Origin of the sequence: Streptomyces camelliae (assembly GCF_027625935.1) — a bacterium.
Classification (GTDB): Bacteria; Actinomycetota; Actinomycetes; order Streptomycetales; family Streptomycetaceae; genus Streptomyces; species Streptomyces camelliae.
In genome coordinates this window covers 8697920-8718149 of the sequence record NZ_CP115300.1, presented here as the reverse complement: position 1 = coordinate 8718149, position 20230 = coordinate 8697920, and the positions used below count along the sequence as shown (strand labels likewise).

General features: G+C 71.8%; 22 protein-coding genes and 1 pseudogene. 10 read left to right on the top strand and 13 right to left on the bottom strand.

The genetic code is table 11. The features are described 5' to 3' along the window. Positions 1–4 precede the first annotated feature (4 nt). Positions 5–787, bottom strand: coding sequence for an Fpg/Nei family DNA glycosylase (locus O1G22_RS40050; RefSeq protein WP_270085806.1), 783 nt, complete (start codon positions 785–787; stop codon positions 5–7). Positions 788–825: 38 nt separating this feature from the next. Further along, positions 826–1563: a UdgX family uracil-DNA binding protein gene (locus O1G22_RS40045; protein WP_270085805.1), complete on the bottom strand. Its 738-nt coding sequence runs from the start codon at positions 1561–1563 to the stop codon at positions 826–828. A 264-nt stretch (positions 1564–1827) separates the two neighbouring features. Here O1G22_RS40045 and O1G22_RS40040 point away from each other — a divergent pair, with 264 nt between their 5' ends. Continuing rightward, positions 1828–2649, top strand: a complete 822-nt coding sequence (locus O1G22_RS40040) for a SigB/SigF/SigG family RNA polymerase sigma factor (protein WP_270085804.1) — start codon at positions 1828–1830, stop codon at positions 2647–2649. Here O1G22_RS40040 and O1G22_RS40035 read toward each other — a convergent pair. From O1G22_RS40035 to O1G22_RS40015, 5 genes are all read right to left on the bottom strand, one after another. Further along, complete coding sequence (locus O1G22_RS40035; RefSeq protein ID WP_270085803.1) at positions 2627–4021, bottom strand: hypothetical protein; 1395 nt, start codon at positions 4019–4021, stop codon at positions 2627–2629. The two genes, O1G22_RS40040 and O1G22_RS40035, sit on opposite strands and share 23 nt — an antisense overlap. After that, the gene (locus O1G22_RS40030) at positions 4018–4830 is read right to left on the bottom strand and encodes an alpha/beta fold hydrolase (RefSeq protein ID WP_270085802.1); all 813 of its coding nucleotides are present in this window, start codon (positions 4828–4830) and stop codon (positions 4018–4020) included. Before O1G22_RS40030 ends, O1G22_RS40035 begins: the two co-directional genes overlap by 4 nt. 26 nt (positions 4831–4856) lie before the next feature. Continuing rightward, positions 4857–5276 carry a CBS domain-containing protein gene (locus O1G22_RS40025; protein WP_270085801.1) on the bottom strand — a complete coding sequence of 140 codons (420 nt, stop codon included), beginning with the start codon at positions 5274–5276 and terminating at the stop codon, positions 4857–4859. 94 nt (positions 5277–5370) lie between these two features. Next, positions 5371–5919 carry a type 1 glutamine amidotransferase domain-containing protein gene (locus O1G22_RS40020; protein WP_270085800.1) on the bottom strand — a complete coding sequence of 183 codons (549 nt, stop codon included), beginning with the start codon at positions 5917–5919 and terminating at the stop codon, positions 5371–5373. 64 nt (positions 5920–5983) lie between these two features. Beyond that, positions 5984–6391, bottom strand: coding sequence for a CBS domain-containing protein (locus O1G22_RS40015; RefSeq protein ID WP_270085799.1), 408 nt, complete (start codon positions 6389–6391; stop codon positions 5984–5986). Positions 6392–6776: 385 nt separating this feature from the next. On the opposite strand from O1G22_RS40015, the gene O1G22_RS40010 reads away from it, so the two are divergent. Beyond that, positions 6777–7685, top strand: coding sequence for a cation diffusion facilitator family transporter (locus O1G22_RS40010; protein ID WP_270086663.1), 909 nt, complete (start codon positions 6777–6779; stop codon positions 7683–7685). 142 nt (positions 7686–7827) lie between these two features. Here O1G22_RS40010 and O1G22_RS40005 read toward each other — a convergent pair whose 3' ends face one another. Then, positions 7828–8901: an alkene reductase gene (locus O1G22_RS40005; RefSeq protein ID WP_270085798.1), complete on the bottom strand. Its 1074-nt coding sequence runs from the start codon at positions 8899–8901 to the stop codon at positions 7828–7830. Between the two features lie 320 nt (positions 8902–9221). Here O1G22_RS40005 and O1G22_RS40000 point away from each other — a divergent pair, with 320 nt between their 5' ends. Continuing rightward, complete coding sequence (locus tag O1G22_RS40000) at positions 9222–9677, top strand: MarR family winged helix-turn-helix transcriptional regulator (protein ID WP_270085797.1); 456 nt, start codon at positions 9222–9224, stop codon at positions 9675–9677. Positions 9678–9850: 173 nt separating this feature from the next. On the opposite strand, the gene O1G22_RS39995 is transcribed toward O1G22_RS40000, so the two are convergent. Both O1G22_RS39995 and O1G22_RS39990 read right to left on the bottom strand, forming a co-directional pair. Next, positions 9851–10840, bottom strand: a complete 990-nt coding sequence (locus O1G22_RS39995) for a pirin family protein (protein ID WP_270085796.1) — start codon at positions 10838–10840, stop codon at positions 9851–9853. A 79-nt stretch (positions 10841–10919) separates the two neighbouring features. Further along, the gene (locus tag O1G22_RS39990) at positions 10920–11387 is read right to left on the bottom strand and encodes a MarR family winged helix-turn-helix transcriptional regulator (RefSeq protein ID WP_270085795.1); all 468 of its coding nucleotides are present in this window, start codon (positions 11385–11387) and stop codon (positions 10920–10922) included. A gap of 194 nt (positions 11388–11581) precedes the next feature. Between O1G22_RS39990 and O1G22_RS39985 the strand changes: the two genes are divergently transcribed. From O1G22_RS39985 to O1G22_RS39975, 3 genes and pseudogenes are all read left to right on the top strand, one after another. Beyond that, a complete protein-coding gene (locus tag O1G22_RS39985; protein ID WP_270085794.1) occupies positions 11582–12637 on the top strand; it encodes a LacI family DNA-binding transcriptional regulator in 1056 nt (351 codons plus the stop codon). Positions 12638–12906: 269 nt separating this feature from the next. Continuing rightward, positions 12907–15057, top strand: a complete 2151-nt coding sequence (locus O1G22_RS39980; RefSeq protein WP_270085793.1) for a beta-galactosidase — start codon at positions 12907–12909, stop codon at positions 15055–15057. 243 nt (positions 15058–15300) lie between these two features. Then, positions 15301–15858, top strand: a pseudogene (locus O1G22_RS39975) (sensor histidine kinase); the annotation flags it as partial. Here the strand turns inward: O1G22_RS39975 and O1G22_RS39970 are convergent. Together O1G22_RS39970 and O1G22_RS39965 are read right to left on the bottom strand one after the other, a co-directional pair. After that, a complete protein-coding gene (locus O1G22_RS39970) occupies positions 15824–16339 on the bottom strand; it encodes an SgcJ/EcaC family oxidoreductase (protein WP_428986453.1) in 516 nt (171 codons plus the stop codon). The pseudogene O1G22_RS39975 and the gene O1G22_RS39970 overlap by 35 nt on opposite strands. 108 nt (positions 16340–16447) lie before the next feature. Continuing rightward, positions 16448–16912 carry an SRPBCC family protein gene (locus O1G22_RS39965; RefSeq protein ID WP_270085791.1) on the bottom strand — a complete coding sequence of 155 codons (465 nt, stop codon included), beginning with the start codon at positions 16910–16912 and terminating at the stop codon, positions 16448–16450. A 46-nt stretch (positions 16913–16958) separates the two neighbouring features. Here O1G22_RS39965 and O1G22_RS39960 point away from each other — a divergent pair, with 46 nt between their 5' ends. The 4 genes from O1G22_RS39960 to O1G22_RS39945 all read left to right on the top strand — a co-directional run bounded on the left by O1G22_RS39960 (position 16959) and on the right by O1G22_RS39945 (position 19716). Next, positions 16959–17588 carry a TetR/AcrR family transcriptional regulator gene (locus O1G22_RS39960; protein ID WP_270085790.1) on the top strand — a complete coding sequence of 210 codons (630 nt, stop codon included), beginning with the start codon at positions 16959–16961 and terminating at the stop codon, positions 17586–17588. Positions 17589–17797: 209 nt separating this feature from the next. Then, the gene (locus O1G22_RS39955) at positions 17798–18328 is read left to right on the top strand and encodes a hypothetical protein (protein ID WP_270085789.1); all 531 of its coding nucleotides are present in this window, start codon (positions 17798–17800) and stop codon (positions 18326–18328) included. A gap of 153 nt (positions 18329–18481) precedes the next feature. Continuing rightward, positions 18482–19099: a TOPRIM nucleotidyl transferase/hydrolase domain-containing protein gene (locus O1G22_RS39950; RefSeq protein ID WP_270085788.1), complete on the top strand. Its 618-nt coding sequence runs from the start codon at positions 18482–18484 to the stop codon at positions 19097–19099. 188 nt (positions 19100–19287) lie between these two features. Continuing rightward, complete coding sequence (locus O1G22_RS39945) at positions 19288–19716, top strand: hypothetical protein (RefSeq protein WP_270085787.1); 429 nt, start codon at positions 19288–19290, stop codon at positions 19714–19716. On the opposite strand, the gene O1G22_RS39940 is transcribed toward O1G22_RS39945, so the two are convergent. Continuing rightward, positions 19706–20209 (bottom strand): hypothetical protein, encoded by a 504-nt coding sequence (locus tag O1G22_RS39940; RefSeq protein WP_270085786.1) that lies wholly within the window; start codon positions 20207–20209, stop codon positions 19706–19708. The two genes, O1G22_RS39945 and O1G22_RS39940, sit on opposite strands and share 11 nt — an antisense overlap. Positions 20210–20230 lie beyond the last annotated feature (21 nt).

Sequence of the window (20230 nt, the reverse complement as noted above, 5' to 3'; positions counted from 1 at the left end):
GCGGTCAGTGCTGGCAGTGCGCGCACCAGACGGTGCGGCGGCCGGAGACGCGGCGGGACCGCAGTCGTTCGCCGCAGCGGGGGCAGGCCGGTTCGGCGTCGTCGCGACGGCCGGTGAGCCAGGTACGGCGCGGCGGTACGCGTCCGGCCCGGTTGGCGGTGGCGAGCACGCGGCGCATCGCCGTGAACACGTGACGCGCCTCGGATTCGTCCAGGTCCCGCGCCGGGCGCCGGGGAGCCACGCGGGCCCGCCAGAGGATCTCGTCGCTGAGCAGATTACCCAGACCGGCGATGAGGGACTGGTCCATCAGCACGCTCTTGACGGCGCCCCGCCGCCCGGCGAGCAGCTCCAGGAAGTCGGGGCGGTCCATCTCCAGGGCGTCGGGGCCCAGCCGTGCCAGCAGCCGCTCCAGCGCCCGCTGGTCCGGGCAGAGCCGGACGCCCTGGAGTTTGCGCTGGTCGCGGTAGCGCAGCTGCCGTTCGTCGTCGAGGGCCAGGACGACCCGGTCGTGGGTCTGAAGCGGGTCGTCCGCGCCGGTGCACACCAGCTCACCGGTCATGCCGAAGTGCCAGACGAGGGCCGGGCCGTCGCCGAACGGGACCACCAGCAGCTTGCCGTGCCGCCATGGGCGGCCCAGCCGCTGTCCCTCCACCTCCCGTCGCAGGTGTCGCGCGCCGACCCCGCGCAGCACGCCCGTGTCCCGTACGTCGACACGGCGGACGCGCCGCCCGCGGCCACAGGTGTTCAGCACCTCGCGGTAGCCCTCCACGTCGGGCAACTCCGGCATGACTGCCTCCGAAGCGCGTCAGGGGCGGTGCGCGAAGGTCAGCGGCTCTCGGCTTTCCGCGTGTGCCCGTCGCCGTCGGCCAGGACGTCGGCCACGAGGCGCAGGTCGGCGACGAGGCCGTCGTAGACCTTCGCCCGGTCGGCGTCGTCGGCGCGCAGCACGGCGGACGGGTGGATCGTCGCCACCAGGGCGCTGATCCCCTCCTCCGCCGCGCCCGTACCGCCGCCGTCGCCGTCCACGCCGAGCCCGGGCCAGGGCAGCAGGGCGCCCCGCTGCTCGGTCACCCGGAAGCCCGAGCCGAGCAGGGCCTTGCCCGCCGTCCCGCCGAGGGCGACGACCACCTCCGGTGCCACGACCCGCAGCTCCGCTCCGAGCCAGGGCCGGCAGGCCGTCATCTCGCGCAGGGTCGGAGCCTTGTGGATACGGCGTTTACGGCCCTCGGGGACGGTGAACTTGAAGTGCTTGACCGCGTTGGTCACGTACACGTGCTGCGGGTCGATGCCCGCGTCCGCGAGCGCGCGTCTGAGCACCCTGCCCGCGGGGCCGACGAACGGTCTGCCCTGCCGGTCCTCCTGGTCCCCGGGCTGCTCGCCGAGGAGCAGGACGCGTGCGTCCGTGTCGCCTTCGCCGAACACGGTCTGGGTGGCCTCCCGGTACAGCGGGCAGCCCCGGCATCCCGCGGCCGCCTTGCGCAGCCCGGGCAGTCCCGCGCGCCGTCCCGGGAGGAAGGGTGTCGCGTCATGCCTCTCGGCCGGGTCGGCGGGCTCGGTGCCCATGGCCGTTCCTCCTCGTGTCCGCCTCGTGCGTGAGCCCTCACGCGCAGCCGGGTACCCCCACGCGGCGGGTGCACGCGCCCCGACGACGGCCCGCTGTGCGGACCGCCGGGCATCGCGCGGGGGCGGTTTGCGGCGGCCGGTCCCGGGCAGCGGAACGGAAAGCACGTCCGTGGGAGCGTGGCACGCGTCGCCGGGACGGGGCTGCCCGGACCACGTCCGCACTCCTGCGATACCCGCTCACGTCACACAGGACTGCGAGACATCATGTGCGCTCACGTGACAGCACGACGCCATCCGCACGACGACGCCCCGGATACGGAGGAAGCCTTCCGCAGGCTGGCCGCGCTCCCCGCGGGGCGGCAGCACGACCAGTTGCGCACGGACATCGTCGAGGCGTGGCTGCCGATGGCGGAACGGCTGGCGGGACGGTTCCGGCGGCGCGGAGAGAGCGACGAGGACCTGCGTCAGGTCGCCGCGCTCGGCCTGGTCCGGGCGGTCGACCGCTACGACCCCGATCGCGGCCACGCCTTCGAGAGTTACGCCGTGCCCACGGTCACCGGCGAGATCAAGCGGCATTTCCGTGACCACCTGTGGACCGTGCATGTGCCGCGCCGGGTCCAGGAACTGCGCAATCGCGTGCGGTTCGCCTGCCAGGACCTGGCGGGGGGCGTGTCGGACCGCTTGCCCGGCGTCGCCGAGATCGCCGATCACGCCCGGCTGAGCGAGGAGGAGGTCCGGACCGGGCTCCAGGCGCTGGGCAGCTTCAGCCCGTTGTCCCTGGACGCCGGGGTTCGCGGCGCCGCGGACGGCCGCCTCCTCGCGGACTCCCTGGGCGCGGCCGACCCCGCCCTGGAGACCGTCGTGGACCGCGAGGCCGTCAAACCCCATCTCGCGGCGCTCCCCGAACGCGAACGCGCCATTCTTTACCTGAGGTTCTTCCAGGACATGACGCAGAGCCGCATCGCCGAGCAGTTCGGTATCTCGCAGATGCAGGTGTCACGCCTGATCAGCCGGTCCTGCCGGAAAGTACGCACCGAGGTGCTGCGGGAGGCTTCGGCGCGGATCACTCCACCCGGCTCCAGGTGATCTCCTCACGTCCGGTGAAGGCCTCCACGGCCGCGTCGACGTTCAGCGGGAGCGGCAGCGGCCACCGGGTGCGGATTCTGCCGAGGGCCTGGTGCGAACGGACCAGGCCGGCGAAGTCCCTGGGGTACTCGGCGGCGTCGACGCCGGTCAGGACGCCGATCTTGCGGGCCCGGGCGGCCGTGCGCCGCCATTCCTCCGCCGGAGCCAGGCCGATGGACTCGGTGCCGTGGTTGAAGAGCAGGACGCGGATCTCGTCGTACGGTTCGGTGCCGTCGAGGTACTTCTCCAGGCCGGCACGGCACGTCTCGGTGCCGAACACGGTCCAGAACGGCACCGAGCCCGTGCGCAGCGCCTGCCGCGGGTCGAGGAGCAGGAACGACTCGACCAGGAGGCGGTCGGTGGGCACACCGCGCTCGGCGTACGCCGCACGGCACAGATCGGCGACGGCGGGGCTGAGCCGCTGGGGGCTGTCGAAACGCAGTGCGTCCAGGCGGAGTCGGTGTCGCCGGGCGAAGGCCGCCATGTCGTCGAGGAGATCGGTGCGCAGCCCCCACTCGGCTTCGGGGCCGGTGCCGTCGGGCGCCGGCGGGTCCCAGTGGCGCGTGGGGGCACCGTAGCGGGCGAGCAGGGCGGCGACCCGCGGGCCGCCCTGGTGGTACTCCTCGGCGGTGGCGTCGCCGAGGGCGCCGAACTGGAAGACGTACCGGTCGTCGACGGTCGTGGTGGGCCAGCGCAGGGTGCAGTCGACGGCGACGAGCAGTCCGCCCGGCGCCAGCAGGTCCCGGATGAAGCGGCGGTATGCCTCCGGCAGACGCAGCCACTTGACGCGGAAGTAGGTCATGCCGGCGATCATGAGACGGTCCTGGTTGGGATCGTGCATGTGATGCAGCGCGAGGTCGGGGTTGGCCGCGAGCAGGGCCCGGCCCGCGTCGCGGGAGGCGTCCAGGTCGCCGCGCGCGTCGTCGGGGGCCACACCGTGCCGGCGTACGGGCACGAGCAGGGTCTGCGGCAGCCACGGGGCGTCGAGTGCCGCGGCCAGATGGACCAGGGCGCCGTTGGCGGAGCCGACGAAGATCACCGGGTAGCGGCGCTGCGGATAGTGACCCGTGATCCACTCGGCGAGGGCCGCGGAGCGCACCTCGCCGGCCCGGCGCTGCGGTATGGCCTCGGCCCAGCCGCTGAACGCGTAGACACGTTCCTGGACCGGGACCGGCAGCCGGTTCAGGGTGCCGAGCAGCCCGGACATCGGCGTCTCGAAGGCCGCGGGCAGCTGACCGATGGCCGGGATGTCCCGCCCCTGCAGGAACCGGGACAGCGCCCGCACCATGCCGGTCGCCGAGTCGAACGCCGCGACGGATCTGGCCGCCTTCACCGCGCCGGCCCCTGTGCCTGCGGCCGGCCGGCGGCCGTTGCCTGATCCCCGGTGAGGCAGGTGAGGAAGTCCGTCACCAGTGCGGCCAGCGCGTGCGGCTGCCGGTACGGCACCATGTGGCCGCTCTCCGCCACGACGGCCAGCCGTCCCGCCGGCAGCAGCCGGGTGACCTCCTCGGCCCACTCCTGAGGAACCAGCCGGTCCCGGGCGCCGCGGACCACCAGGGTGGGCACGGGCACGTACGGCAGCTTGTCCTCGATCCGGTCGCGCAGTGCCTCGGCGAACGCCTCGACCAGGCGGCGCGGTCCCGCATCCCGGTAGTCGGCGAGGTTGAGCGGCGCCATCGAGGCCCGTTCCTGGGGCGCGTTGTGCGCCCAGCGCAGCAGCTGGCGGAGGAAGCCACGGGCCGCGGGGTCGACGGTCGGTCCGACCAGGACCAGGGCGGTGACTCGCTCCGGGCGGCGGACGGCGAGATCGACGGCGATCTGGCAGCCGAAGGAGCTGCCGAGCAGGACCGCCTGGTCCAGGCCCACGGCCGTCAGCTGGTCCAGGCCCACGGCCGTCAGCCAGTCGGCCAGCGAGTCGGCGAGCGCCCGCAGTCCGAGCGGACGCGCGGGCCCCGCGTTGGCGCCGAATCCGGGGAGGTCCACGGACCAGGCGTCATGACGGGGACCGAGCGCCTCCAGGAGGGGACGCAGCTCGCGGCTGGACACCCCCGCGCCGTGCACGCACACCACCGACGGCCCCTGTCCGGCCTTCCGCCACGCGACCATCGGCCGGCCTGCCGCCTCCCCGGTCATTCGCTGCATGGGCTCACCCCGGTGGGCTTTCCGCTTCACCCGTCGGGCCGGGCCGCGCTGATGTCCCCGAGCGCGGAGCCGGGATCCCGCTCGATGGCCAGGTCTCCCAGGGAGACGATTCCGACGGGGCGGTCGCCCTCGACCACGGGCACCCGGCGCACCGCGTGCTCCCGCATGAGCCCGATGACGTCGCCGACGGTGTCGCCGGGGCCGACCGTGAGCAGGTCTTCGCTGCACGCGCTCGCCACGGTCCGGTCGCCGGGGTTGCCGCCTTCTGCCATGACGCGGACGACGAGATCCCGGTCGGTCACCATGCCGCGCAGATGACCGTCCTCGACCACGAGCACATCGCCGATGTCCTCACGGCGCATCAGCTGGGCGACGTCGACCACCGATGTCAGCGGAGCCACCGTGACGAGGTCCTTCGTCATGATGTCGCGAACATGCTGGGTCATGCTTCCTCCCTCGCATTCCGGAGAAACGGGGAGAGCGGCCTTTACCGCCCTCCCTCCGTCGTACAGAACGTGAGATGAACTCGGCGGGTCGCGGTCAGCGTCCCGCCGCCTCGTCCTCGAACACGTCCAGATAGCTCTCGCAGAACGCCTTCAGGTCGTCCGGCTTGCGGCTGGTGACCAGCTTGTTGCTCCCGTGGTCGCAGATCTTGACCTGCTCGTCGACCCAGGTGCCGCCCGCGTTGCGGATGTCGGTCCGCAGACTCGGCCACGACGTCAGTTCACGCCCCCGCACCACGTCCGCCTCGACCAGGGTCCAGGGCGCATGACAGATCGCGGCGACCGGGCGGCCCTGCTCGAAGAAGTCCTTCACGAACGCGACGGCCTTGTCGTTCATCCGCAGGAAGTCCGGATTGGCGACCCCGCCCGGCAGCACCAGGCCGTCGAAGGACTCGGCCGACGCGTCACCGACGACCTCGTCCACCGTGAACGTGTCCGCCCTGTCGAGGTGGTGGAAGGCCTGTATCTGACCGGCACGCGTCGACACCAGCACCGGCTCGTGACCGGCCGCGAGGGCCGCCTGCCAGGGTTCGGTGAGCTCCACCTGCTCGACGCCTTCGGGCGCTGTCAGAAACGCGATACGCATGATCGGTCGACTCTCCTCTCCGGTGTTCGCTGTCCGTGTCATGCGGTTCTGCGCCGTGTCGCGGTCACGCGCCGGGTACGACTCTGCCGTGCAGTTCCGGCGTCGGTGCCACGGTGGGGGCCCAGGTCGCCCCGAGGGCCGGGTCGTCGGCGCAGACGAGACCCACGGGTTCACCGTCGACGGTCACCGCGGCGTACCGGGCCGACCGCTCGCGCATCCTCATGGCGGCGTGAGCGATGTCCTCGTCCACCGTCACCGTGACCAGTTCCCCGGGCACCGACCGGGCCACGGGCACCCGCCGCGGGTCGGCCCCGTCCGCGACGGCACCGACCAGCAGATCGCGGCCGCTGACCAGCCCGATCAGATGTCCGTCGGCCACCACCATGACGAGGTCGATCCCCCGGTTGCGCATCACCTGGGCCACGGCTGTCACCGATGCCCGGGCGTCCACGGCTGTCGGAGCGTCGGTCATGACCTCGCGCACCTTCCTGACCATTGCGGCCCCCTTCCAGGCCCGGGCCCGGCCCTGTCACCGCGCTCCCGCGCCGGGTACCCCGCACCGCCCGCTTCACCACGCGCACGCACCCGGCTCGCTCCCCTCGGTGCGCGCCGTCGGCACACCTGTGGACGGGGTGGGCTCCATGCCCCCGCATGAACGGCGCTCACCGGGGCATTCGCCGGGCAGAGGCGGACGTCGGGCCCTGGCGGCCGCGCCGGTGTCGCGCCGCATGCGGCCGGCCCGAGATCCGCGCCCGGTCACCTCGCGTCCGCGGCACGAGTCGTACGGCCGGGTCCGTACGGCAGGCTGGAGGGCTGTGTTGGGGAAGGACACCGACGGGAAGCGCGGCCGGAACTCCATGGCCCGGGACCTGCGAACCCGGGTCACCGTCCTCGTCGCCCTCGCGGCCAACCTCGTGATCGCCGCGGCCAAGGCGGTCGCCGGGCTCTTCGCCGGGTCGCCCGCGCTGCTGTCGGAGGCGGCGCACTCGGTCGCGGACAGCCTGAACGAGGTGTTCCTTCTCATCGCCCTACGCCGCAGCAAGCGGCCCGCCGACGACCGTCATCCGTTCGGCTACGGAAAGGAGCGTTACTTCTGGGCGCTGCTGGCCGCGGTGGGGATCTTCGTCATGGGCGGCTGCTTCTCGGTGTACCAGGGCGCGCAGGCGCTGCGTACCAACCGGCAGGAATCGCTGACGGGTTACCTCGCGGGACTGGCGGTGCTCGGGGTCGCCCTGCTGGCCGACGGCGCCTCCCTGCTCCGCGCCGTGCACCAGGCGCGCCGGCACCGGGAGGGCGCGACCGACCCGGCGCTGCGCACGGTGATCGCTGAGGACGCGACCGCGGTGACGGGTGTGCTTCTCGCGGCGGCCGGTCTCGGGCTGCACCTGGTGACCGGGCAGGTCGCCTGGGAGGCCGGCGCGTCCATAGGGATCGGCGCCCTCCTGCTGTGCGTGGCCTACCGGCTGGCCCGGGAGGCGCGGGACCGGCTGATCGGCGAGGCCGTCGACACGGAACTGCGCGACCGCATCGGGGACTTCCTCGCGTCCCAGGACGAGATCGACAGGGTCGCCGCGCTGCTGACGATGCGGCTGGGGATGGACGTGGTCCTGGTGGCCGCCCGCGTCGATCTGGTGCCGGGGCTCGACAGCGAGGAGGTCGAGCTGGTCTGTGTGCGGCTCAAGCGCCGGATCACCACCAAGTGGCCCCAGGCCGAACATGTCTTCCTGGACATCACCGAGGCCCCCGGCCCCGAGGAGAGCCCCTGATTCCGGCTTCTCAGCCTGCGGGCGGTCGCCGCCGCGCCGACGCCGTCCTCGGGTTTGCCAAGCCGCCTGTTCGAACAACTAACGCACGCGCCCGGCCGGACGACCGCCCGGGCGCACTCGCGCAGGGACTGGCGGCCGAGGATCAGCCGTGGGTCGGGTAATCGGTGAAGCCGCGGTGGTCCCCGCCGAAGAAGGTGGCGGGGTCCGGCGCGTTGAACGGGCCACCTGCGGCGAGCCGCCGGGGCAGGTCCGGGTTGGCCAGGAACAGGGCGCCGTAGGAGATCAGGTCGGCGACACCGTCCTCGATCAGCTGCAGCTCCTCCGGGCCCGTGGGGCGGGGGGCGGTGAAGGGGTTGAGGATGAAGGTACCCGGCCACTGCTTGCGCAGCCGGACGGTGAGGTCGCGGATCTCGGGGGCTTCCATCTGGTGGAGGTAGGCCAGGCCGAGCGGGGCGAGCGCGTCGACCAGGGCCGTGTAGGTGGCCTCCACGTCGGTCCGGTCGGACTCGTCGATGTCGTTGTAGGGGTTCCCGGGGGAGATGCGGAAGCCAACCTTGTCCGCGCCGATCGCCTCGGCGACGGCCTTGGCGGTCTCGACGGCGAAGCGGATGCGGGCCTGCGGGGAACCGCCCCAGCCGTCGGTGCGCTGGTTGGAGTTGGGGGCGAGGAACTGGTGGATCAGGTAGCCGTTGGCGCCGTGCAGCTCGACGCCGTCGAAGCCGGCTTCGATCGCGTTGCGCGCAGCGGCGGCGTAGTCGGCGACCGTCTCCAGGATCTCGGCCTCGGTGAGCTCCTTCGGCGTCACGAAGTCCTGCGGACCCTCATGCGTGTAGACCTGCCCCTTGGCCGTGACCGCGGACGGGCCGACCGGCTGAAGACCCATCAGGCTCGGGTGACCGACCCGGCCGGTGTGCATGAGCTGCAGGTAGATCACACCGCCCTCGGCGTGTACGGCGTCGGTGACCTTGCGCCAGGCCTCGACCTGCTCCGCGGAGTGGACACCCGGGGTGTCGGGGTAGCCCTGGCCGGCCACCGAGGGCTGGACGCCTTCCGTGACGATCAGACCGGCGCCCGCCCGCTGCGCGTAGTAGGTGGCCACCAGGTCGGTCGGGGAGTGCCCGGGACCGTACGCACGGCTGCGGGTCATCGGGGCCATCACGATGCGGTTGGCCAGACGCTTGCCGTTGAGCTCGTAGGGCTGGAAAGCCGTCGACATGCTCACATTCCTTGTCTCACAGCAGGCCGCCGCTTTCCGGCGGCCCGTGACGGACTGGCGCCGATCGCGCCATTTACTGTCCGAACAAGTAAACACCACGCAGACGTCCCGTCACGCCAGTGATCCACGTCACCTCATCCGGGTTTTGCCCTGTACACACGGAATGCGTCCCGACGTCTCTCCAGTCCCGAGGGAGCGGTAGCCTTTCCTTGCTCAACCAGCTTCAGACCCCGTTCAGCGAGGAAGACATGTGCCAGCCGGAGGACGAGGGGACCTGTCGGTCGACCCCAGAGGACGCCACGGCATCGGCTGGCGCCCCCATGCCGCTGCCGCCTTCCGTCGCGGCCGGCCCCGTGAGCCATGCGATCTTCCGCGTGGCCCGCCTGCACCGCATGCTCGCGGGGCAGCTGCTGCGCCGCGTCGGCCTGCACACCAGCCAGGAACTGGTCATGATGCAGCTGTGGGACCGCGGCCCCCAACGTCAGACCGACCTCGTCCGTCTGCTCGGCTCCGACGCCGCCACCATGACCCGTACCATTCGGCGCCTGGAGAACGCGGGGTTCGTCCGCCGCCGCTCCTCCCCCAGCGACAAGCGGGTCACGATCATCGAACCCACGGTCGCCAGCATGGCCCTGCGGCGCGAGGTGGAACGCGTGTGGCTCGACCTGGAGTCCAGCGTCGCCGATGAGCTGACCCCCGAGGAACGGGCCGAGGCCCTCAAGGTCCTGGGACGGATCGAGGACAGCCTCGCACGGGCGACCGCCCAGCAGGACTGAAACCGCGGCGGCGGGACTCGGCCTGGGCCAGGTCGAGTTGGCGGGGTGTGGAGAGACGGGGCCGTGGTGCCGCGGTCCCGTCCATCAGGTCCACCCGCCCGGCGGCCCGGTGCTGAAGCATCGCGTGTGCGTCGGCGGAGGAGAACATGGCCCTCCCCCGCCGGCGCGGCAGGTCAGCGGCGCGCGGGGTTCCCGCGCGGGGTGATGATCGCGTTCGGCAGCTGCGGAGCGGGAAGGCGGCCGCCCGGAAAGCCCTCGACGGCTCCGAAACGGTCGGAGGAGGCCTCCCACTCCTCCCGGGCCCGCACGATGTCCTCGTGGCTGCGCCCGATGAAGTTCCACCACATGACGATCTGCTCCTCGAAGGGAGGCCCTCCCAGCAGGACCGCCCGCGCCGGAGCGTCCGACTCGTTCACCACTGTCAGGACGCCGGTGCCGCAGGGAACGTAGCCGAGTTCCGCCGGCCGCAGCACCGTGTCGATCAGACGGACGTCGCCGCTGTCCACGAGGAGACCGTGCTCGAAGGAGGGGTCCACGGCGAGGTCGAGTGACGCACCCGGTCCGAGGGTGATCTCGGCGCCGAGCAGGGGTGTGAAGGTCCGCACCGGTGAGGTGGTTCCGGCGAGCGAGCCCAGGAACACCCTGATCTCGGCCCCGTCGGTCCGCACCGGCTCGGGCACGTGATGCTGGAAGTCGCGGTCGGTGTTCCGGTGCTCCTCGGGAAGCGCCACCCAGAGTTGGACGCCGTGGAGGACGGTGGTGCGCGGGGTGGAGACCTCGGAGCGGCAGATGCCGTATCCGCCGGTCATGAGGTTCATCTCGCCGGGCCGGATCAAGGCGCGGGTGCCAAGACTGTCGCGGTGCTCGATCTCCCCGCTGAACAGCCAGCTCACCGTCTGCAGCCCGGTGTGCGGATGCGGGGGCACGTCCATGCCGCCCGTCGCGGCGACATCGGCGGGGCCGTAGTGATCCGCGAAGCACCAGGCTCCGATCAGCGTCCGGGAGCGCTGCGGCAGCGTCCGCCGCACGCGCAGCGCACGCGGACCGCCCAAGGGCACCTCGCGCGCGGACAGCACATCGACCGAGGGCTCCCGATCCGGCCGGTCGCCGTCGGTCGGCGATCCGCACCTCAAGGCCGCAGGGTCGATTTCCACGTTGCTCACCGAGACCGCCTCTCGCACATGCTGGTTGTCACATCAACTACCTTGCCATGAGGGCGGGCGGATGGCCACCTGCCCCTGGTCATGACGGTTCCGCGTCCAGCTGTGTGATCACTCGCTCGGAAACCTGGGCCAGTGTCCGCAGCTCCGCCGGAGTCACATGGTCGAGGAACAGAGAGCGCACCGCTGCCACATGAAGCGGAGCAGCGGCCTCGATCGCCGCCCGGCCCCCCTCTGTGATCACGACGAACGCCCCGCGTCCGTCCTCAGGACACTCTTCCCGCACCACCAGACCGCGGCCTGCCATGCGCGCGATGTGATGCGACATCCGGCTCTTCTCCCACTCCAGCGCACGGGCCAGATCCTGGTGGCGCTGCCGCCCCTCCGGCACGTCGGTCAGATGGACCAGCACCGCGAAGTCGGCAGCCGACAACTGGGACTCCGACTGGAGCAAGCGCGCCAAGCGGCCTCCGAGCCGCTCGTGCAACCGTACGAAACCCCGCCACGCATGCTGCTCTTCCGGCGTCAACCACCGCACGCTCTCCTCCATGGACACAGTGTAAATGTCGTTGACGCATCATCTACCGCGCCGATGTCGGCGAAGTGCCGCCCGCGAATACGGGATGTTGCCCAGAGTCTTGACGCCCCTTGTTCGACTGCGTACACATGACTGCGCAGTCATGACAGCGCAGTCAGCCACAGGTACCGGCCGGCAGCGGGTCACCGACGCCCCAGGGAGAGGCCATGGCACAAGGGGAAGTGCGGAGCGGCAGCGCCGCCGCACCACGCGGTGTGGACGTGGCCCGACACGCGGGTGTGTCGCAGAAAACCGTGTCGCGCGTCTTCAACGGAGAGCGGTACGTCTCCGAGGACGTGCGCCGCCGTGTGCTGGAGGCGGCCGAGGAACTCGGCTACCGGTTGAACAGCGCGGCCCGGGCACTGGCCTCCGGGCGGACCCACTCCATCGGCGTGGTCACCCTGGGGACCGCCCTGTACGGGCCCGCCTCACTGCTGATCGGCATCGAGCGGGCCGCGCGGGACGTGGGGTACGCGCTCCGGGTGGTCAACACCCTGGAAGGCGACCCGGGCGGCATCGCCGGTGCCGTGGAACACCTCCTGGAACAGGGCGTGGACGGCATCGTCGTGTCCGAGCCGATCGACGAGGGCGCGGTCTCGCTCAGTGTCGACGTACCCGTGCTCGTCCTCGGCTCTCCCGCCCCGTTCGCCGGTCCTCGCACGGTGTCCGCGGGAGTCGGGGCCGAACTGCCGGCCCGGGAAGCCACCCGGCATCTCCTCGGCCTCGGGCACCGGGTGGTCCATCATCTTGCCGGTCCCCAGCGGTGGTTCGCCGCCCGGGACCGGCTCGCCGGCTGGCGCGCGGCGCTGGCCGAGCGGGGCAGGGACCAGCCGCCCGTCATCGAGGGTGACTGGTCGGCCGCGTCCGGCTACGCGGCGGGCCACGAGCTCGCCTCCGACCGTGACCTGACCGCGGTGTTCGCGGCCAACGACGACATGGCCATCGGTCTGATCCGCGCGCTGACGGAGGCCGGACTGCGCGTGCCCGAGGACGTCAGCGTCATCGGCTTCGACGACACCCCCGTCTCCGCCTATGTGACGCCCCCGCTGACCACCGTGCGCCAACCGTTCGACGCCGTGGCACGGGAAGGGCTCCGGCTACTGGTCCACGCGATCGAGAAACCGGACACGGAGCTGCCCCCGGCGAACGACCCACCGGTCGAACTCGTCCTCCGCGCCTCCACCGCACCCCCACCACAGCACCGGCCACAGACCACCGACTGACCCATTGCCCCACGGGCCGGCCGGCGCTCGTCGCCTCCTCTGTACGGCACACGGCACCCACCCGACACGCCCTCGCCAGGCGTGCCGTTCCTACGCCCAGCGGCGGGAGTTCCCCATGCCCAGAACCCTCACCCACCCGTCCTCGATCGTCCCGCTCGTCGTGGCCTTCCTGCTGCTCCAGCGCTACTGGCAGAGCGGCCTGGCCGCCGGAAGCGTCAAGCAGTAGCGCCACCGGCGCTCCCCCTTCTCTCTCCTCAGGAGGTCCCTTCATGGCGGATCTGCCCGCCCGTGTCCTCTTCGGTGCCGCGTACTACCACGAGTACACGCCCGCCTACGACCCCGGGCTGCGGCCCGAGGAACGGCTGAAGACCGACCTCGATCTGATGGCGGAGGCGCACTTCAGCGTCATCCGGGTCGGGGAGTCGGTCTGGTCGACGTGGGAGCCGGAGAACGGCCGTTTCGAACTCGACTGGCTGCAACCGGTGCTGGACGGCGCCCAGGAGCGCGGCATCTCCGTCGTCGTGGGCACGCCGACGTACGCCGTACCGCCGTGGCTGGCCCGCCAGTACCCGGAGATCGCCGGGGAGCAGGCGACCGGCCGGCGCATCGGCTGGGGTGGGCGCCAGGAGGCCGACTTCACCCATCCCGCCTTCCGCTTCCACGCCGAGCGGGTGATCCGCAAGGTCGTCGCCCGGTACGCCGGCCACCCCGCGGTCATCGGCTGGCAGGTGGACAACGAACCGGGCCTGCACCTCTTCCACAACCGCGGCGTCTTCGAGCGCTTCGTGGACCACCTGCGCCACCGTTACGGGGACGTGGAGACCCTCAACCGGGAATGGGGGCTGGTGTACTGGTCCCACCGGCTGACCGACTGGGCCGATCTGTGGACCCCGGACGGCAACGCCCAGCCCCAGTACGACGTCGCCTGGCGGGAGTTCCAGGCCCGCCAGGTCACCGAGTTCATCAGCTGGCAGGCCGGCATCGTCCGCGAGTACGCCCGCCCCGGACAGTTCGTCACCACCTGCGTCTCCTACACCCGCCAGGGCGTGCGGGACGACGACCTCTCCGCCGTGCTCGACATCGCCTCCGGCAACCCGTACTACGACATGCAGGACGGCCTCCTGCTCCCCGACCCCACGCCCGACGACCACCGACAGATCTGGAAGACGACCGGCGTCTGGGCGATGTACCGGACCGCCGACTGGATGTTCTCCTCCCGCCAGGAACCCTTCCTGGTGACCGAGACCAACGCGGGCTCCATCGGCTTCGCCTGGGACAACCGTCCCGCCTACGACGGCCAGTGGCGGCAGGCCGCCTGGGCGCACGTGGCGCGCGGGGCACGGATGATCGAGTACTGGCAGTGGCAGACACTGCGCTTCGGTGCCGAGACGTACTGGGGCGGTGTCCTGCCGCACAGCGGACAGCCCGGCCGTGTCCACGCCGAACTCGCCCGGCTGGGCGCCGAGTTCGACAAGGCGGGCGCACTCGTCGCGGGTCTCGAACCGGACGCCGACCTCGCGATGGTCTACTCGACGCCGAGCAAGTGGCTGATGGAGAAGCACCCCCCGCTCGCGACCGCCGACGGCGCCCCGGACCCGACGGCCTACGACGGCATCTTCGACCCCTTCTACCGTGGCGCCTTCGACGCCGGCCGCCAGGTGCGCGTCATCCACGCCCGGCAGCTGCACGACCCGCTCGGAGACCGGGAGGGCATGGCCCCCGAGGAAGCGGCGCGCCGGCATGCGGTGCTGCTCGTCCCGGGCCTGTACCTCGCCCACGACGGCACGGTCGACTGGCTCGCCGCCTACGCCGGGGCCGGCGGCCATCTCGTCCTGGGCCCGCGGACCGCCTACGCCGACCACGAGGCCCGCGCCCGGCTCGCACCCGCGCCCGGCCGGCTCGCCGACGCCGCGGGCGTGCGGTACGACGAGTTCAGCAACCTCGTCCACGACCTCTCGGTCCGCGGCACGGCGGGCGGCCCGCTCCGGCTGCCGGAGCACGCGCGTGCCACGCGGTGGGCGGACGGCCTCGTCGTCACGGACGCCGACGTGCTCGTCTCGTACGAGCATCCGCACTTCGGCCGCTGGCCGGCGGTCACCACCCGCCGGCACGGCGCGGGCCGGATCACCTGCGTCGGCACCGTTCCGGACCGAGGCTTCGCCCGCGCCCTGGCCGCATGGCTGGCACCCACCGCGCGCCACGGCTGGCGGGACCTCCCCGCGTCCGTCACCGCGACCACCGGCACCTCCCCCGACGGCCGACGGGTCCATGTCCTGCACAACTGGGGCTGGGCACCCACCCGTGTCACCGCCCCCGCCGACCTGACCGACGTACTGGACGGCGGCGAGATCCCGTCGGGGAGCGAGCTGGAGCTCGGCGCGTGGGACGTCCGCGTCCTCGTCACTTCACCGGAGAACTGAGCGTCATCCCTGGTCATCCCCGAAGGAGGGGCCATGCGGAGACGAAGACCGGCAACGGTGTTGGGTACGTTCCTCACGGCAGTGGCGCTGGTGACCGTACCCACGGCCGGCGCCCGGGCGTACAACCCGACGGGCGGGATCCTCTACCAGCTCGGGAACGAGCCCTGTCTGAAGGGACGGGGCAACTGCGCGATCTACCCCAAGTCGGCCCAGCTGCCGAACGGCCGCCTGGTCGCCTCGTTCGAGCAGGCGACGGCCGAGGTGGTCCGGATGAGCCGCCTGGTCAATGGCCTGCTGGTGCTGGCCCGCGCCGAGGCGAAGGTGACGGCGGCGGAACCGCTGCCGCTCGGCGACATCGTCCGCGAACGTCTCTCGGTGTGGCGGCCGGCTGCCGCCGAGCGCGGAGTGCGCATCGCGTCCGAGGGCCGGACCGACGGCGGGCCTGTCGTCCTGGCCGGCTCCGGTCATCTGGACCAGGTGCTGGACAACGTGCTCTCCAACGCCCTGGAGGTCTCCCCGGACGGCGGCACGATCACCGTCCGGGTCGAGTCCGGCACCGACGAGGTGGTGCTGTCGGTGCTGGACGAGGGTCCCGGCATGACGGACCAGGAGAAGTCCCGGGCCTTCGACCGCTTCTGGCGCGGCCAGGGCCTGACCGGACGCTCTGGCTCCGGCCTGGGACTGGCCGTCGTACGCCAGTTGGTGACGGACGACGGCGGATCGGTGGCCCTGCGGGACGCCCCGAGCGGCGGGCTGTGCGTGGCGATCAGCCTTCGGGCAGCATCGAGGAGTGGTGGTTGACGATGAGCCACACGCCGTCACGCTTCTCGTACTCGTAGGTGTACCGCGCCTTCACGAACTTCTTGGCACCGGTCTTCGGGTCGGTGAGCGTGAACTCGTACAGTCCGGTGTCGATCGCGGAGTTGCGGTCGAGCACGTTCACGATCGACTCGATCTTCTTGCCGACCGGCTTGTTCTGCAGGAAGTGCTCGAAGTAGTCGACGATCCCGGCGTGGTCGGTGCGGATCCTGTTGGAGACCGTCGGCAGCAGAACGGCGTCCTTCGCGTACAGGCCGGCGACCTTCTCGGCGTCGCCGGTCCGCAGGGCGTCGTTCCAGCGGTCGAAGAGGGAGGCGATCTGTGCCTTGGTCGCCTTGGGCTTCGGCGCGTCCTTCGCTCCGGCCACGCCCACTCCGGCGGTCAGGGTGGCGGCGGCGACGAGGGCGGTGGCGGTGATGACGGAGGCGCGGGTACGGGTCGTACGGTTCACGGTGAACTCCATTGCGCAAGCGGCCTGTCGAAGTGCCTCCAGACTCGCTTCGCGCCGGTTAGGGCCCGTGCAACGGACGTACAGCACGGCCCCAGCAACCGTCCAAATCCGCGCTCGACGTCAGGATCCGGCGGCGGACACATGGCGGGCCAGCTCGGTGGCCAGCCGTTGCATGACCGTGCGGTTGGCGCGCCGCATCACGGACCGGACGACGGGTGCCAGCAGACGGTCGGCGAGGGGGGCGCGCACCCAGGTGTACGTGAACGACACACGGCTCCCACCGCTCGCCAGCGCTTCGACGGTGTAGGTGCCGTGCGCCAGGCGCCGGCCGGCCGCGCTGACGTTGCGTTCGACGATGCGCCGCGGCGCGTCGGCCTCGACCACCTCGATCGTGACGTCGGTCCTCGTGCCGCCCAGCGCGGCGGTGACCGTGGCGGACGATCCGATGCCGCGATCGGGCCCGTCGTATCGCCAGTTGCCGAGGTAGTGGTCGGTGAAGCGTTCGTGATGAGCCATGACATCCAGGAAGTCGTAGACCTGTTGGGGCGTCTGCGGTACGTCGATCGACACGGAGACAGGCTTCATGTACCACACGGTACATGCGGTGTGTACCCATGGGTACACTGCCGGCGTGGCGCGTGACGGGATCAACGACGGGGCGGACTCGGACGACTCGCACCCCGGGAGCGCCGCACATGGCACCACAGGGGACCGGCGTGCCCAGCTCGTGGCCGCCGCCGTCGACCACGTCACGGCACATGGCATCGCCGACCTGAGCCTGCGCCGCCTGGGCGCCGCGATCGGTGTCAGTCACCGCATGCTGATCCACTACTTCGGCTCCAAGGAACAGCTGCTCGTCGAGATCGTCCGGACGTCGGAGCGATGCCGGCGCGATCAGCTCTCCCGCCTGCGCACGGAGCCCGGCCTCTCCCCCGCCGATGTCGCACGACGCCTGTGGCGGCAGCTGACGGATCCCGCACTGGCCGGCCAAGAGCGGCTCTTCTTCGAGATCTGCGGGCACGCGCTGCGGGGGCGCCCCGAGGCCGTACCGGTCCTCGACGGACTCGTGACGGACTGGCTGGAGCCGCTCGTCGCCGCCGAGACGGCCGCGGGGGTGGACCCCGTCACGGCCCGAAGCCGCGCCAGGCTCGGACTCGCCACCGTCCGCGGCCTGTTGCTCGATCTGCTCGCCACCGGTGACCGCGCCGGCGTCGACGCAGCGATGGAGGAGTTCCTCCGGCTCTACTACGGCCCGAAGTGACGCCGTTCGCCGACCGGCACGGCTCCCGCCATTCCGTCAACAACCAAGTTCCGGCCACGCGTTCCCCTCGGGGCGCCCTGCTCTAGATAAATCTTCAACCAAAGGATCACCCGGTGCAGCAAAGGGGTCTACCCGCATAGATGAGCTGGTGATGTCATGCTCATGCTCGCCCGGAACGATGCCGGGCAACCACACCGGGAGACCCCCACATGTCCCGAATAGCGCGCCCCCTGGTGACCACGCTGTCCACCCTCGCCCTCGCCGCGGCGGGGCTCGCAGTGACCACCGGAACCGCGCACGCGCAGTCGTGCAGCCAGGCCTACCTCCCCCTCCCCGACCCCACCTGCCAGCCCGGCGACCTCAACCCGGACGTCACGCAGGACACCATCGACTCCACGATCTGTGTCTCCGGCTGGACCGCGACGGTGCGGCCCTCCAGTTCGTACACCACCGCGCTGAAGAAGAAGCAAATAGTGGAGTACGGCTACACGGACACCAGCACCGCCGACTACGAAGAGGACCACTTCGTCCCCCTCGAACTCGGCGGTAACCCGACGAGCGAGCAGAACCTCTGGCCCGAGCCCCGCTACGACACGGGCGGCTACACCTCCTCCGACAAGGACACCGTCGAGAACAAGCTCAAGAAGGCCGTCTGCGCGGGCACCGTCAGCCTCGCGGACGCCCAGAACGCGATCGAGACCGACTGGACGACAGCACTGTCGAGCCTCGGCCTCAGCTGAGCTCACACCCGCACCACAGGGGCCGGCGCCCCCCTCGGGGGCGGCCGGCCCCGCTTGCGCCGCCTGCCGCGTCCCGGCCCACCCGCGGCGGTCGTCGACGGCGCGGCGTGAAGTGCCTGGCGCGGCGGCCGTCGCGGGGCGGAGACTCGTGTCATGGCCGACATGGGGGCGTTCCGGGACGCGATCACCACGTGGGCGGGCGGCGGCCCCGGCGAGCCCGCGCGCGCGTTGGCCGCGCGGCTGTCCGTCCGGACGGCCGTCCTGCTCGAAGGGCCGAGCGACGTCGCCGCGGTCGGCGCGCTGGCGGCGCGGCGCGGCCGGGACCTCGCAGCCGAAGGGGTCTGCCTCCTGCCGATCGGCGGCGCCATGAGCGTCGGCCGTTACACCCGCCTTCTCGGGCCGACCGGCCTGGACCTCCGCCTCACCGGACTGTGCGACGAGCGGGAACGCCCCTATTACGCCCGCGGCTTCGAGCGCGCCGGTGCGGCACAGCGGGAGTTCTTCGTCTGCGCGGCGGATCTGGAGGACGAGCTCATCCGCGCGCTGGGCGTGACACACATGGCGGAGCTCATCGAGGCGGAGGGCGACCTGCGCGCCCTGCAGACCTTCCTGCGCCAGCCCGCACAGCAGCGCCGCACCGCCCAGCAGCAGTTGCGGCGCTTCCTCGGCACGAAGAAGGGGCGCAAGATCCACTACGGCCGCGTCCTCGTCGAGGCCCTCGACGCCGACCGCGTCCCGGCCCCACTCGACGCCCTGCTCGCCGGCGTCTGATCACCGGCCGTGACGCCTCACGGTCAGAGGGCGGACGGCCAGGGGACGGTGGTCCGGCTCGGGGCGCTGGAGTCGATCCCGGGCACGTCCCAGCACCTGGAAGACACCGCCCATCTTGTCGATGTCGTAAGGCAGGGGGTGCCCTCGGCACGGAGGGCCCGGGCGGCTCGTCGCCTGTGATCACGGGCATGTCTGCCCTCCACGAGCGTTCCGCCCTCAGTCAACTGGCCTCCGGTGAACGGCTCTTGGGGTACGGCAGCGTCGTTCCCGCCAACAGCGCCAAGGGCGTCAGCATCAATGTGGGCGGGGTCGTCGCGAACCAGCTGATGCACAACGTCGGCGCACAGTCCGGCGGAGCCGGCAGCATCGCCGCGGGGATGCCGGGCACCTCAGGGGCGCTGCTGCTGCGCGTGACCGACCAGCGGGTCGGCCTGGTCCGGTCTCTGGACGGCACCCCGGTGTGGGAGGTGCCGCGGGCCTGGGTGGCCCGGGTCGAACGCCGGCCCCGCACCCGGCTGATGGCCCGCTTCCGCCTGCACTACGCCGACGGTTCCTGGCTCGCGTTCCTCACGATGCGCCGCCGTACGATCGAGCAGTTCCGCTCGCTCATCGGCTGACCGCCCGCCAGCGTGGCGCCTCGTCGTCAGGGACGTCCGGGGAGCTGAAGTGGAAGGGCACGCCCAGGTGGTCGGCCAGGGCGCGACCGGCCTCGTCGGCGATCCTGCCCGGCGGCGGCCCTCCGGGACGGCGGTGGACGGTCGCCAGATGGCCTTCCCCTGACGGCTCCTCCAGGACGGCGACCAGGTCCACGAACCAGTCGTGGACGGTGTCACCGTCCCAGAGCGCCTCGACCACGACCACCCGACCCGGGTGGGCTGCGGCACGGGCGGCCAGCGAGGGGACGTCGAGCGGATCGGGTGCTTTGTGCCTCACCCGGTCGCCGAGAACCTCGTAGCGCGCGTGGACCACCTCTTCCGCCTCGCGCACACCCAGCCCCAGCGGCCGCAGCGCTTCCCACACGGCCTTCATCGCCGCAAGCGGGCGGTCGTCCAGCACCTGCGCGTCGACCTCCCGGCGGGTCCGGTCCTCCAGGTACGTCCACCACGTCATGGGCCGAACGTACCCCCGCGG

Coding starts and splice junctions, on each gene's coding strand:
- O1G22_RS40050 (WP_270085806.1), bottom strand. CDS start 787: ATGCCGGAGTTGCCCGACGTGGAGGGCTACCGCGAGGTGCTGAACACC.
- O1G22_RS40045 (WP_270085805.1), bottom strand. CDS start 1,563: ATGGGCACCGAGCCCGCCGACCCGGCCGAGAGGCATGACGCGACACCC.
- O1G22_RS40040 (WP_270085804.1), top strand. CDS start 1,828: ATGTGCGCTCACGTGACAGCACGACGCCATCCGCACGACGACGCCCCG.
- O1G22_RS40030 (WP_270085802.1), bottom strand. CDS start 4,830: ATGCAGCGAATGACCGGGGAGGCGGCAGGCCGGCCGATGGTCGCGTGG.
- O1G22_RS40025 (WP_270085801.1), bottom strand. CDS start 5,276: ATGACCCAGCATGTTCGCGACATCATGACGAAGGACCTCGTCACGGTG.
- O1G22_RS40020 (WP_270085800.1), bottom strand. CDS start 5,919: ATGCGTATCGCGTTTCTGACAGCGCCCGAAGGCGTCGAGCAGGTGGAG.
- O1G22_RS40015 (WP_270085799.1), bottom strand. CDS start 6,391: ATGACCGACGCTCCGACAGCCGTGGACGCCCGGGCATCGGTGACAGCC.
- O1G22_RS40010 (WP_270086663.1), top strand. CDS start 6,777: ATGGCCCGGGACCTGCGAACCCGGGTCACCGTCCTCGTCGCCCTCGCG.
- O1G22_RS40005 (WP_270085798.1), bottom strand. CDS start 8,901: ATGTCGACGGCTTTCCAGCCCTACGAGCTCAACGGCAAGCGTCTGGCC.
- O1G22_RS40000 (WP_270085797.1), top strand. CDS start 9,222: ATGCCGCTGCCGCCTTCCGTCGCGGCCGGCCCCGTGAGCCATGCGATC.
- O1G22_RS39990 (WP_270085795.1), bottom strand. CDS start 11,387: ATGGAGGAGAGCGTGCGGTGGTTGACGCCGGAAGAGCAGCATGCGTGG.
- O1G22_RS39985 (WP_270085794.1), top strand. CDS start 11,582: ATGGCACAAGGGGAAGTGCGGAGCGGCAGCGCCGCCGCACCACGCGGT.
- O1G22_RS39980 (WP_270085793.1), top strand. CDS start 12,907: ATGGCGGATCTGCCCGCCCGTGTCCTCTTCGGTGCCGCGTACTACCAC.
- O1G22_RS39970 (WP_428986453.1), bottom strand. CDS start 16,339: ATGGAGTTCACCGTGAACCGTACGACCCGTACCCGCGCCTCCGTCATC.
- O1G22_RS39965 (WP_270085791.1), bottom strand. CDS start 16,912: ATGAAGCCTGTCTCCGTGTCGATCGACGTACCGCAGACGCCCCAACAG.
- O1G22_RS39955 (WP_270085789.1), top strand. CDS start 17,798: ATGTCCCGAATAGCGCGCCCCCTGGTGACCACGCTGTCCACCCTCGCC.
- O1G22_RS39950 (WP_270085788.1), top strand. CDS start 18,482: ATGGCCGACATGGGGGCGTTCCGGGACGCGATCACCACGTGGGCGGGC.
- O1G22_RS39945 (WP_270085787.1), top strand. CDS start 19,288: ATGTCTGCCCTCCACGAGCGTTCCGCCCTCAGTCAACTGGCCTCCGGT.
- O1G22_RS39940 (WP_270085786.1), bottom strand. CDS start 20,209: ATGACGTGGTGGACGTACCTGGAGGACCGGACCCGCCGGGAGGTCGAC.